The organism is Sphingomonas sp. (assembly GCF_051962185.1).
In the GTDB taxonomy this organism is placed as follows: domain Bacteria; phylum Pseudomonadota; class Alphaproteobacteria; order Sphingomonadales; family Sphingomonadaceae; genus Sphingomonas.
The window spans coordinates 1-11,530 of record NZ_JBQCCN010000150.1 but is presented as its reverse complement, the minus strand read 5'-3'; the positions used below and the strand labels follow the sequence as shown (position 1 = coordinate 11,530).

The following is an 11,530-nucleotide window of genomic DNA, read 5'->3' as shown; positions in this document are numbered from 1 at the left end:
CGCCGCGTCTGATTTCGTCACGCCGGCGCGCGGTTGATCGCGCTGCGCCGGCATTCGCCCACGGCCGCAGGGGTCAGCCCCACCCCCGGCCCAACAGAGGGAAGCCCCCGTGTCTGTCAATGCAAAGAACTGGCAGGAATTGAAGAAGCCCAACGCGCTCGAGAAAAAGGGCGGCGACGGGAAGAGCAAGGCGACCTTCGTTGCCGAGCCGCTCGAGCGCGGCTTTGGTCTCACCCTCGGCAACGCGCTGCGCCGCGTGCTGCTGTCGAGCCTGCAGGGTGCCGCCGTCACCTCGATCAAGATCGAGAACGTGCTGCACGAGTTCAGCTCGCTGGCGGGCGTCCGTGAGGACGTCACCGACATCGTGCTCAACGTGAAGCAGATCGCGCTCAAGATGCAGGGCGAAGGCCCGCGTCGTCTCCAGCTCGCGGCCACCGGCCCGGCCGAGGTCAAGGCCGGCGACATCGCCGTGTCGGGCGACATCGAAGTGATGAACCCGGATCTGGTGATCTGCCACCTCGACGAGGGCGCGACGCTCAACATGGAGCTGACCGCCGATGTCGGTAAGGGCTATGTCGCCGCGGTCGCCAACCGTCCGGCCGACGCGCCGATCGGCCTGATCCCGGTCGACGCTCTGTACAGCCCGGTCCGCCAGGTCTCGTACAAGGTCGAGAACACCCGCGTCGGGCAGGAGCTCGATTACGACAAGCTGACGCTGACGGTCGAGACCGACGGCACGGTGACCCCGGAAGACGCGCTCGCTTATGCCGCGCGCATCCTCCAGGACCAGCTGGCGCTGTTCGTGCACTTCGACGATTCGGCGATCACTCGCTCGGCCCCGATCGGCGTCGCCGCGGCGCCGTCCGATACCGGCGTGTCGGGCGACACCCAGCAGATCAATCGCTACCTGCTCAAGAAGGTCGACGAACTCGAACTGTCGGTGCGTTCGGCCAACTGCCTCAAGAACGACAACATCATCTATATCGGCGACCTGGTCGGGAAGACCGAAGCCGAGATGCTGCGCACGCCGAATTTCGGCCGCAAGTCGCTCAATGAGATCAAGGAAGTGCTGTCGAGCATGGGTCTCCGCCTCGGGATGGAAATCCCCGGCTGGCCGCCCGAGAACATCGAAGAGATGGCGAAGAAGCTCGAGCAGGAGATTATGGGGTAATCTCCAAGGCCGTCGCCCCAGCGAAAGCTGGGGCCTCGTGCCATGGAGCTACTTCATGAGATCCCAGCTTTCGCTGGGATGACGGAATATTCGGTGGGCTCCTCCGTCTCCACCAGGCCCGGGGTACCTCACACGGCCCCCTGACGAACGAGAAGGAATGTATCATGCGTCACAAGGTTGGCGGTCGTAAGCTTCAGCGTACCTCGGCGCACCGCGCCGCGCTGTTCCGCAACATGGCGGCCGCGCTCATCAAGCATGAGCAGATCACCACCACCACTGCCAAGGCGAAGGAGCTTCGCCCCTATGTCGAGAAGCTGATCACGCTGGCGAAGAAGGGTGGCTTGTCGAACCGTCGTCTGGCGCACGCGCGCCTGCTCGACGATGCGCAGCTCGTGAAGCTGTTCGACGTGCTCGCGTCGCGCTACGCCGCGCGCAACGGCGGCTACACCCGCATCATCAAGGCCGGCGTCCGCGCCTCGGACGCCTCGCCGATGGCGATCATCGAGTTCGTCGATCGCGATGAAAGCGCTAAGGGCCAGGATTCGGGTCCGGTGATGACCGACGAAGACTTCGACGTCGCCGCCTGATCGACATCGATCCGATTGAACGAAAAGGCCTCGCGAAAGCGGGGCCTTTTTGTTTGGGTCAACGCAGCAACGACCGCGGCGTCGGCGACAGCGTCAGCACTTGCGGCGTCCGCTCGCGATAATCGGCCAGCGCCGGCTGGAGCGATCGGCGCCAGGCCGCCGTCGCACGCAATTTGCGCTGCGCGGCTTGATAGGCGGCCAGGTCGGCCACGCGAGTGAACCACACCAACAGCCGCTCGTTCTGGCGAACGTACAGTCGCGGGAAGTTGTTGGGCTGCGTCTCCGGAACGAAAGCGGCGAGCACCGGCAGCCCGGCCGCGCGATAGGCGGGCGCCAGCGTGTCGCGGAAATAGGCCGCATAGCCTTCGCTCGGCTGCTTCCAGAGATATTCGATCGTCGCCACGACCATTCCCGCCGCGGGTGCGGGCGCGCCCGGCGCCGGCCGGCGCCCCTTTGCCGGAGCAAATTCGGATCCTGGCCAGGCGGGTTGGAGCAGCAGGACATCGTCATTGTCGTCGAGCAGCGGATTGGCCTCGTCGCGATGCGCCTTCCACACCGGCCCGAAATAGAAATCGTTGAGCGCCTTGCCGCGTGCTTCCATTGACGGGAACGCACGGACCCAGACGAAACGATTGGCATCGTCGCGATCGCGGAACTGGCCGACCAGTCGCATGCCGAGCACTTCCTGGCTCTCGACGAATTCGCGCTCGAACAGGGCGATCATCGCGTCGCGCTTGCCCGCGACGATCTTGTACTGGCGCAACTCGATGACCGGATGCGCACCGGGATCATCGGCGGCGATCCCGGCGCCGGGGGCGGCGAGGGCGGCAGCGGCCGCCGCGGCGAGTGGCAAGGTGCGACGAGGTTTCATGCGCGGTTGAACTCCATGATCCAGTTGGTTTCCCAGGTGGCGCCACCGTCGGCCGAAAAAGCCTGGTCCCAGCGCGCGGTGCTCGGCGTGGGTTGTTGCCAGTGAAAGCGCAGCCTGATCGGCTGGCCGCGGAAATTGTCGTCACCGTGGAAAACGCCGATGCCGTTCTCGAACCTTCCGAACAGCGGAGGGTCGATTCCCGGATCGCGGCCGTCGATCCAGTGCAGCGACCATTGCCCGGTATCGGGACGGAACAGTCGCAAGGTGCACGCCTCGTATCGGCCCTCGGGCTGGTCGATGACATTGCGGTCGAAATTGCCCAGTCCGCCGAGGATCGGATCGGCATGCATCGTGCCGCCGAATTCGACCCAATCGGTGCATCCCACCAGCCGCTCGCGCAGCCGGCGATGATGCACGCGCCACGATCCATGGATAAAATCGAAGTCGCCGGCGCCGGCGGGGAGCGCGGCCGGTCGGTCGTTGGTGTCGGGCATGATTCTGTCTCCCAATGCTATTGACAAAACAGACCGGTCGACCTGTTTTGTCAATAGCATTGGGGATCTGGGACCGAGAGTGCGTTTTTGGCCAATGGGCCAGATAAGCGAAAAGCCGCGCTCTCATGGAGAGCACGGCCTTTCTGAATGCGGCAGAGCGTGGAAGCGAACCCCACACCGTCGGACGAGCGGCGTTGCCGCCCGACGGCCGCGCTTCGCGACCTCGGCGCTAGCTCAGGCTAGTGCCGTGCGGCTCAGCGGCATCGATAGTCGCTGTTCGACTGATCGACCTTCTTGCCCAGGATCGCGCCGAGCGCGCCGCCGATCAGCGTGCCGGCGACGCGGTTGCGCCCGCCGTCGATCACATTGCCGATGATGCCGCCGGCGGCGCCGCCGACGATCAACCCGGTCGTGCCGTCCGAACGCTTGCAATAATAACGGCCGTCCGATCCGCGATAGACCTGGTCGTTGGAGGTCAGCACGCGCTCCTGATATTGCGGCCCGTCGCGATAGTAACGCGAGGCGTCATAGTCGGTAGCATAACGGCCGTCGTCATAGCGCTGGTCGTTATAGCCATAGCGGCGGTCACGGCGCTGCGCCGCTTCGTAGTCGGCGCGGGCGCGCTCATAGATGCTGGTCTCGGTATCGTAGCGGCGTTGCGCCATTTCCCAGCGGCGCTGCTCGGACGCCGTCTGCGCGGTTGCCGGAATCGCGATCGACGACAGCACGATCGCGGCGATCGGGAGGGAGCGGATCATTTCTTCTTCTCCTTGTTACAGGGCGGACAACGCGTTCCGGCCGTTATGGGTCCGAAACGGCGCCATTTCCAGCCATTGAACGCGACGTTCCGCCTGATAGACAAGGTGATCCACGCTAGCTTGCGGAGCCCTGAATGCGCACCATCTTCCCGCTTGCCCTGATTGCGATCGCCGCGCCCGCCCTTGCCCAGACGAGTTCCCAGAAAACCGATATGACCGCCATCATCTATCCCGCCACCGAGCGCGGCGACACTGTCGACGAGCAATTCGGCATCAAGGTCGCCGATCCCTATCGCTGGCTGGAGAACGACGTCCGCACCGATCCCAAGGTCGCCGCTTGGGTCGAGGCGGAGAACAAGGTCACCGACGCCTATCTGGCGACCTTGCCGGGCCGCGACCTGTTCAAGGAGCGTCTCAGGAAGCTGATCGACTACGAACGCTTCAGCCAGCCGACGCGCAAGGGCGGCCGCTATTTCTACCTGCACAATACTGGCCTGCAGAATCAGGCGGTGCTGTTCGTCCGCGACGGTGTCGACGGCCAGGGCAGGGTGCTGATGGACCCCAATGGCTGGTCGAAGGACGGCGCCACCGCGCTTGGCGAATGGGCGCCGAGCGAGGACGGCAAGAAACTGGTTTATGCGATCCAGGACGGCGGCACCGACTGGCGTACGGTCAAGGTGCTCGACGTCGATACGGGGAAGGTACTCGACGACGATGTCGAATGGGTCAAATTCTCCGGCCTGTCCTGGGCGAAGGACGGATCGGGCTTCTATTATTCACGCTTCCCGGCGCCGCCCGAGGGCAAGAAGTTCCAATCGACCAACGAGAACCAGGCGGTCTATTTCCACAAGCTGGGCACGCCGCAATCGGCCGATGCGCTGATCTACGCGACGCCGGACCACCCTAAATGGGGCCATGGCGCCGGCGTGACCGACGACGGCAAATGGCTGGTCATCTACACGACCGAAGGCACCGACAATCGCAATGACGTGACGGTCATCGATCTGACCGCACCCAATCCCACGCCGCGCAAATTGTTCACCGGCATGGCCAATATGTGGGGTCTGATCGGCAACGAGGGCGGTAATTTCTACTGGCTGACCAACCAGGGCGCGCCGCGAAACAAGGTGGTGATGACCAACCTCTACGCGCGCTCCGCCGTACCGCCCCAGGTCGATGTGGTGCCGCAGGACAAGGCCGTGCTCGACAGCGCCAGCCTGATCGGCGGCAAACTGATCGGCGAATATATGGTCGACGTGAAGAGCGAGATCCGCCGCTTCACGCTGGACGGCAAGCCGGACGGGACGGTGCCATTGCCGGGCATCGGTTCGGCCGGCGGATTCGGCGGCGAGGAGGATAATCCCGAAACCTTCTTCACCTTCACCAGCTATACCACGCCAGCGACGATCTATCGCTACGATGTCGCGACCGGCAAGACGAGCGTCTGGGCGCAGCCCAAGGTCGCGTTCGATCCCGCCGCTTATCAGGTCACGCAGGTCTTTTACCCGTCCAGGGACAAGACCAAGATCCCGATGTTCATCGTTCGCAAGAAGGGCGTGACGGGGCCGGCGCCGACGCTGCTCTACGCTTATGGCGGGTTCAACATCTCGATGACCCCGGCCTTCTCGGCGACACGCGTCGCCTGGCTCGAGCAGGGCGGGGTGCTCGCGGTCGCCAACATCCGCGGCGGCGGCGAATATGGCAAGGCGTGGCACGATGCCGGCCGGCTCGCCAACAAGCAGAACGTGTTCGACGACTTCATCGCGGCGGGCGAGTATCTCAAGGCGAAGGGCTATACCGGCAAGGACCAGCTCGCGATCCAGGGCGGCTCGAACGGCGGCCTGCTGATCGGCGCGGTGGTCAACCAGCGGCCCGACCTGTTCGCGGCGGCGCTGCCGCAGGTCGGGGTGATGGACATGCTGCGCTTCGACCGCTTCACCGCCGGGCGCTATTGGGTCGACGATTACGGCTATCCATCGAAGGAAGCCGATTTCAAGATTCTCTACGCTTACTCGCCCTATCACAACATCCGCGCGGGCAAGCCTTACCCCGCGATCCTGGCGGCGACCGCCGACACCGACGATCGCGTCGTACCGGGGCACACGTTCAAATATACGGCGATGCTGCAATCGATGGACCTGGGTCCGAAGCCGCGTCTCGTCCGGATCGAGACTCGTGCAGGCCACGGCTCGGGCAAGCCGACCGACAAAATCATCGATGAGACCGCGGTCGACTGGGCGTTCATCGCCAAGTGGACGGGAATGACGGTGAAGCCGATCGAGTGATCGCGCCGGTGCGTTGAGGGCGACGCCGCGCGTCGCCTTCTTTGGCCGAGATCATTTTTGGGAAAAGCTGCTACCCGGCCTCCACGACGGGAGACCGGGGCGTGGCTCGTCGGCTTTAGCGAGCGCTCATCTGGGGAAAGCGCACCAGCGCGGCACGCGCGACATAGTGCGACCAGACCGAATCGCCGGTGCCGGTTTCCATCATGGAATTGTCGAGGGCGAGCGCATGGCGATAGGCAGCAGCCGCGTCCGCCGGGCGGTCGGCGCGCACATAGGCCTGCGCGAGTTCGATATAGGCGCCGCCATCCTTGGGCAGCACGCGGGTAAGCGCTTCGGCCGAACGGACGTCTGCGTCGGCACGTGCGGTGACGATCGCGGTGTTCTGGCCGTCATTCGAGGCCGCCGCTGCCGGAGTCGCCGCCAGCGGCGCCGCGACAAGCAAAGAGAGAATGACCGTCTTCATCATGTTGAGCATCCTTCCAAAAATCATCGCTTGATCGCGATGTTACAGAATCATGACATAATTGCGTAAGTTTTGTGAAGGAGAAATCGTGCCCTCGGTCGATTTGTCCCGGGGAGAGCTTTCTGGTCACGCCAACTGGCGCTGTGGAGGATCTGCCGCTATCGGGCGCCATGACCCAGCACAGCGATTCGATCCTCATCGTCGATTTCGGCAGCCAGGTGACGCAGCTCATCGCGCGCCGCGTCCGTGAAGCGGGGGTCTATTCCGAAATCGCGCCCTTCCAGTCGGCCGAAGCGGCCTTCGCGCGGATGAAGCCCCGGGGTGTCATCCTCTCGGGCAGCCCAGCCAGCGTGCTCGAAGAGAATAGCCCGCGCATCCCGCAAGCGATTCTCGACAGCGGCCTGCCGATCATGGGCATTTGTTACGGCCAGCAGGTCATGATGCACCAGCTCGGCGGCACGGTGGAACTGGGCGACAGCGGCGAATTCGGCCGCGCCTTCATCGAGATCGATGATGGCTGCGAATTGTTCGACGGCCTGTGGCGCGAAGACGAGACGCATCAGGTGTGGATGAGCCATGGCGACAAGGTCACCAACCTCGCCCCCGGCTTCCGTCCGGTCGCGGCGAGCGCCGGGGCGCCGTTCGCGGTGATCGCCGACGACACGCGCCGCTATTACGCGATGCAATTCCACCCCGAGGTCGTCCACACTCCCGACGGCGGCAAGCTGATCGCCAATTTCGCGCGTCACGTCTGCGGGCTGACGGGCGACTGGACGATGGCCGAGTTCCGCGCGACCAAGATCGCCGAGATTCGCGAGCAGGTCGGCGACAAGCGCGTAATCTGCGGCCTGTCCGGCGGCGTCGACAGCGCGGTCGCGGCAGTGCTGATCCATGAGGCGATCGGCAGCCAGCTGACCTGCGTGTTCGTCGATCACGGCCTGATGCGTGCCGGCGAGGCCGATCAGGTCGTCAGCCTGTTCCGCGGCCATTACAACATCCCGCTCGTCCATGTTAACGCCGAGACTTTGTTCCTGAAGGGGCTGGAAGGCGTCACCGACCCCGAAGCGAAGCGCAAGTTCATCGGCAAGACCTTCATCGATGTATTTGAGGACGAAGCCAAAAAGATCGGCGGCGCGGACTTCCTGGCGCAGGGCACGCTCTATCCCGACGTGATCGAGAGCGTGTCGTTCACCGGCGGCCCGTCGGTGACGATCAAGAGCCACCACAATGTCGGCGGCCTGCCCGAACGCATGAACATGAAGCTGGTCGAGCCGTTGCGGGAGCTGTTCAAGGACGAGGTCCGCGCGCTCGGCCGCGAGCTCGGTCTACCCGACATCTTCGTCGGCCGCCATCCGTTCCCGGGGCCGGGCCTCGCCATCCGCATCCCGGGCGAGGTCAGCAAGGAACGCTGCGACATATTGCGCAAGGCCGACGCCATCTATCTCGAGGAAATCCGCAACGCCGGGCTGTACGACGCGATCTGGCAGGCGTTCGCGGTGCTGCTCCCGGTCCGCTCGGTCGGCGTGATGGGCGACGGCCGCACTTATGACAGCGTGCTGGCGCTGCGGGCGGTGACCTCGGTCGATGGTATGACGGCGGACGCCTATCATTTCACCGGCGAGTTCCTGTCGCGTGTCGCCACCCGCATCATCAACGAAGTGCGCGGAATCAATCGCGTGACCTACGACTACACCTCGAAGCCGCCCGGCACGATCGAGTGGGAATAGCAAAGACTCGGGATCGCGCGGGGCGCGATCCGGGCTTGGCTATTCGGCGCCGCAAGGCGCCGCGTCATGCGCGACAAGCGTGGGTCGACATCGATCCAGCCATGCGTCTCAGCCCGTGATCAGCTGAATCCCAGCCATTGTTCCATCCCGCCCAGTTCCTGCCGCAGCGCCTCGCGGGTATGATCGGGCGCATCGGGCTCGAGATGAACCGACTGGACGATCAGCCGCTTCGCCTGACGATCGGCCTTCAGATCGGCTCTGGCGACCAGCCTGTCGCCGAGCAGGAAGGGCAGCACATAATAACCGTGCTGCCGCTTCTCCGCCGGCACGTAGATTTCGATCCGGTATCGAAACCCGAACAGCCGCTCGGCGCGATCGCGCTGCCAGATCAGCGGATCGAACGGCGCGAGCAGGGCCCGCGCATCAATCTTTCGCGGGCGACGGGCATCGCGGTGCAGCCACGCATGGCGCCAGCCCGGCACGTCGACCGGGATCAATGCGCCCTCCTCGGCGAGTGTCCGGATAGCGGGTTGTGCCTCGTCGGGCGACTGACGGAAATAGTCGCGTAGCTCGGTATCGGTCGCGATCCCGAGCGCGGTCGCGGCGCGCTCGATCAGCCCACGGTGCGCCTCGGCGTCGGTCGGCGTCGCCTGCGCCAGCACGTCCCCGGGGATGACGCGTTCCGGTAGGTCATAGACGCGCTCGAAACTGCCGCGCCGGCTGGCGGTGGTGATGTGTCCAGCCCAGAACAGCCATTCGAGCGCGCGCTTGGTGTCGCTCCACTCCCACCAGCCCGACTGGCCTTTATGGCTCTCGAAATCCGACGCCGCGAGCGGTCCTTCGATGCGGATCCGGTCGAGCAATGCCATCGCCTCGCCGCGGCGCTCGGTCGCATAGACGCGCATCCGGCCCCAGCCGGTTTCGCCGCGATCGGCTTGCGCCATGCGCCAGCGTAGCAGGGGGTGCAGCTCGAACGGCAGCAGCGATGCCTCGTGCGCCCAATATTCGAACAATCTGCGCTGCCGCTTTGGCCCCCACGCCAGGCGATCCAGATCCGCCCGATCGTAGCCGCCGAGCCGCGAGAAAGCGGGGAGATAATGGGCACGGGCCAGCACGTTGACGCTATCGATCTGATGAAGATGGAGCCGCTCGATCGTGCGGCGGAGATGGGCGGGGCCAGGCTTGTCCGGACGCCGCATGCCGAACCCCTGCGCGGCGAGCGCGATCCGCCGCGCCTGCGGAAGGCCGATCCGCTCGATCGCCATCAGGCGGGCTGCCCGCCAAGCCCACGCCCCGTGTCGGCGGGCGGCTCCCATCCAAAGACGCTGCGACCGCCATAGTCGTGCGAGTTCATCCGTTCCTCGGCGATGATCGCTTCCACCGAAGGGCCCGACGCAGTCGCTTCCAATCGCCGCGCCTGCGCGTCGAGCCGTCGGACCGCCGCGAGTTCCTCCTCACGTCCCAGCTTCGCCTTGACGACCGCGGACTTCATCACCGCGATCGTGCGATCATAGACTTTGGTCGGTACCGGATAGGGGTGCCGGTCCTTGCCGCCATGGGCGAGCGAGAAGCGTGCCGGATCGCTGAAGCGGCAAGGCGCACCGTGAACCACCTCGGCCACCAGCGCCAGCGCGCGGACCGTTCGCGCGCCGACCCCGGGGACCAACAGCAATTCGGCGAAATCCGCCGGCCCGCGATCGGCGGCAGCGGCGAATGCGGCGTGGAGACGCCGGCCGACAATGTCCTTTGCCCGTACGTCGTGATGGTCGGGCATTACCAGGTGCGGCAACAAAGGTTCCGCCGCGGGCGCCGTGACCGGGCTACCTTCGATGCCGGCAAGTTCGCGAGCGATCCCGGTCGGACCCAGGTCGGCGAGGAGTCCAAGCTGGCGGTCGCGCGACGGCGCGGCGCGGCGATCGGCGAGGTTGACGATCCGGCCCTGTTGACGGCCCTCGATCGCCGCATGGGGCGCGTCGACGAAACTCTCCATCCCTTCCGACAGCCAATGATAGCGCCGCGCCTGCCGGCGATCCCCGTTCATGCCTTGCTGGACGACGACCCAATGGCCGTCGTCGGTGACGAAGAAACCGTGGAGATAGAGGTCGAAACCGTCCTGCACCGCCGCACTGTCGACCTTCGCGACCAATTTGCTCGCCCGGGCGAGCGCCCCGCCGTCGATACCGACGCGGTCGCCGATCGCCGCGAGCTCCTGCGGGGTGGCGCGGCTGTGCCGTCCGCGGCCGCCGCAGACGGGAACGCCGAGTTCCCCCGACAAGGGCGACAGACCGCGCTTCAGTGCGCCGATCACGCTGGTGGTGATCCCCGACGAATGCCAGTCCATACCCATCACGGCGCCCAGCGACTGGAACCAGAAGGGGTGGGCGAGGCGCCGCAGCAATTCGTCGCGCCCATATTCCAGCACGATCGCTTCGACGATGACGGCGCCGAGCCGGGTCATGCGCTGGCCCAGCCAGGCGGGCACGCGCCCGCCATGGAGCGGAAGGTCGGCGCTGCCGGCACGCTGCGCCATTATCGGGCCAACGCCCGGGTCCGGCGGACGGTTCGGGCCAGGTCTCTCGAGAGGACGGTCATTCCCACCAGCTAGCACTTGTGGAACATGAAGAGAACAAGCTTATTCCGGAAACGGTACCGGCGTCCCTCGTCGTTCGATCCAAAGCCGTGCGGCAAGACCTTGAATGATCAGCGTGTCCATGACTGAATGCGGACCTGACGCAAGCGCGGGTAGACGAACGCGGCGATCGGCGGCATCGGGGATTCGTGACGCCTGAACGCATCCTCATCGAGACGATCGGCTGGATCGGCGCGGTCACCATACTCGTCGCCTACATCCTGCTGTCGACCGGCCGGCTTGGTGGCCAGTCGCGTCTGTATCAGTGGATGAACGTGGTCGGCGCCGCCTGCTTCGTCCTCAACAGCGGCTATAACGGTGCGATCCCCTCGGCGGCGCTCAACGTCGTCTGGGCCGGGATCGGCCTCTACACGCTCTGGCAAGTCGCGCGGCGCGGGCGTTAGAGTTGGTTTGAAAACTCGCGAAAGAGCGAGTTTGAGACCGCACCGGCCCGCTCCCCCACCCGACCACCCAAAGAAAATACTGATTTGGCGGTAGGGGGGGGAGCGGGCCCGTGCCGCGAAAAGCGCCCCCCCCACGTTTTG

At 65.2% G+C, this 11,530-nt stretch carries 11 protein-coding genes; 5 read left to right on the top strand and 6 right to left on the bottom strand.

Translation table 11 applies throughout. The features are described from left to right. Positions 1 to 109 precede the first annotated feature (109 nt). Entirely contained in the window at positions 110 to 1,171 is a 1,062-nt protein-coding gene (locus ACTHJR_RS09440; protein WP_066583937.1) for a DNA-directed RNA polymerase subunit alpha, read from the top strand. A gap of 164 nt (positions 1,172 to 1,335) precedes the next feature. After that, positions 1,336 to 1,758, top strand: a complete 423-nt coding sequence (gene rplQ, locus ACTHJR_RS09435; protein ID WP_440522897.1) for a 50S ribosomal protein L17 — start codon at positions 1,336 to 1,338, stop codon at positions 1,756 to 1,758. A gap of 58 nt (positions 1,759 to 1,816) precedes the next feature. On the opposite strand, the gene ACTHJR_RS09430 is transcribed toward rplQ, so the two are convergent. From ACTHJR_RS09430 to ACTHJR_RS09420, 3 genes are all read right to left on the bottom strand, one after another. Continuing rightward, positions 1,817 to 2,629 (bottom strand): NIPSNAP family protein, encoded by an 813-nt coding sequence (locus ACTHJR_RS09430; RefSeq protein ID WP_440522896.1) that lies wholly within the window; start codon positions 2,627 to 2,629, stop codon positions 1,817 to 1,819. Continuing rightward, positions 2,626 to 3,123: a DUF1579 domain-containing protein gene (locus ACTHJR_RS09425; RefSeq protein ID WP_440522895.1), complete on the bottom strand. Its 498-nt coding sequence runs from the start codon at positions 3,121 to 3,123 to the stop codon at positions 2,626 to 2,628. The genes ACTHJR_RS09430 and ACTHJR_RS09425 overlap by 4 nt, the downstream gene beginning before the upstream one ends. Before the next feature lie 254 nt (positions 3,124 to 3,377). After that, on the bottom strand, positions 3,378 to 3,881 hold the full coding sequence (locus ACTHJR_RS09420) for a glycine zipper 2TM domain-containing protein (RefSeq protein ID WP_440522894.1): 504 nt from the start codon (positions 3,879 to 3,881) through the stop codon (positions 3,378 to 3,380). 134 nt (positions 3,882 to 4,015) lie between these two features. On the opposite strand from ACTHJR_RS09420, the gene ACTHJR_RS09415 reads away from it, so the two are divergent. Further along, positions 4,016 to 6,166, top strand: a complete 2,151-nt coding sequence (locus ACTHJR_RS09415) for a prolyl oligopeptidase family serine peptidase (protein ID WP_440522893.1) — start codon at positions 4,016 to 4,018, stop codon at positions 6,164 to 6,166. Positions 6,167 to 6,281: 115 nt separating this feature from the next. On the opposite strand, the gene ACTHJR_RS09410 is transcribed toward ACTHJR_RS09415, so the two are convergent. Then, positions 6,282 to 6,632, bottom strand: coding sequence for a hypothetical protein (locus tag ACTHJR_RS09410; RefSeq protein WP_440522892.1), 351 nt, complete (start codon positions 6,630 to 6,632; stop codon positions 6,282 to 6,284). Between the two features lie 167 nt (positions 6,633 to 6,799). Here ACTHJR_RS09410 and guaA point away from each other — a divergent pair, with 167 nt between their 5' ends. After that, a complete protein-coding gene (gene guaA / locus ACTHJR_RS09405) occupies positions 6,800 to 8,356 on the top strand; it encodes a glutamine-hydrolyzing GMP synthase (RefSeq protein WP_440522891.1) in 1,557 nt (518 codons plus the stop codon). Positions 8,357 to 8,475: 119 nt separating this feature from the next. Here the strand turns inward: guaA and ACTHJR_RS09400 are convergent, their stop codons facing one another. Both ACTHJR_RS09400 and ACTHJR_RS09395 read right to left on the bottom strand, forming a co-directional pair. Further along, positions 8,476 to 9,621, bottom strand: a complete 1,146-nt coding sequence (locus ACTHJR_RS09400; RefSeq protein ID WP_440522890.1) for a winged helix-turn-helix domain-containing protein — start codon at positions 9,619 to 9,621, stop codon at positions 8,476 to 8,478. Next, positions 9,621 to 10,886 carry a DUF763 domain-containing protein gene (locus ACTHJR_RS09395; RefSeq protein ID WP_440522889.1) on the bottom strand — a complete coding sequence of 422 codons (1,266 nt, stop codon included), beginning with the start codon at positions 10,884 to 10,886 and terminating at the stop codon, positions 9,621 to 9,623. The genes ACTHJR_RS09400 and ACTHJR_RS09395 overlap by 1 nt, the downstream gene beginning before the upstream one ends. Positions 10,887 to 11,134: 248 nt before the next feature. Between ACTHJR_RS09395 and ACTHJR_RS09390 the strand changes: the two genes are divergently transcribed. Then, positions 11,135 to 11,389 carry a CBU_0592 family membrane protein gene (locus ACTHJR_RS09390; protein WP_440522888.1) on the top strand — a complete coding sequence of 85 codons (255 nt, stop codon included), beginning with the start codon at positions 11,135 to 11,137 and terminating at the stop codon, positions 11,387 to 11,389. Positions 11,390 to 11,530: the final 141 nt, after the last annotated feature.